The organism is Micromonospora sp. bgisy143 (assembly GCF_057708145.1).
Map to the genome: position 1 here is coordinate 1 of NZ_JBYIRN010000063.1, position 593 is coordinate 593.

General features: G+C 67.6%; 1 protein-coding gene. It reads left to right on the plus strand.

Annotated features, from left to right (window positions below; translation table 11 throughout):
- The coding region (locus AC3EN4_RS31755; protein WP_435210221.1) for a non-reducing end alpha-L-arabinofuranosidase family hydrolase at positions 1–593 on the plus strand (593 nt) is incomplete at both ends.

Sequence of the window (593 nt, forward strand, 5' to 3'; positions counted from 1 at the left end):
GCGGTTATGTGCGGTTGATCAACCGCAACAGCAACAAGGTCATGGAGGTGCAGGGCGCCTCGACGGCCGACGGTGGCAACATCGTGCAGTACGACGACTGGAACGGCACCAACCAGCAGTGGCAGTTCGTCCGCGTCGACGGCGGGGGCAACCCGACCACGCCGCCCCCCACCACGCCGCCCCCGGGTGGCACCTGTGACCTGCCGTCGTCGTACCGGTGGTCGTCGACCGGGGCGCTGGCGCAGCCGAAGTCGGGCTGGGTGTCGCTCAAGGACTTCACCGTCGCGCCGTACAACGGCCAGCAACTCGTCTACGCCACGACCCACGACTTCGGTTCGTCGTGGGGCTCGATGAACTTCGGCCTGTTCAGCAACTGGTCCCAGATGGGCTCGGCCAGCCAGAACACCATGAACAGCGGCACCGTGGCACCCACCCTGTTCTACTTCGCACCCAAGAACATCTGGGTCCTGGCCTACCAGTGGGGCGGCCCCGCGTTCTCCTACCGCACCTCCACCGACCCGACCAACGCCAACGGCTGGTCCGCCGCGCAGACCCTGTTCACCGGCAGCATCACCGGCTCGGGCACCGGCCCG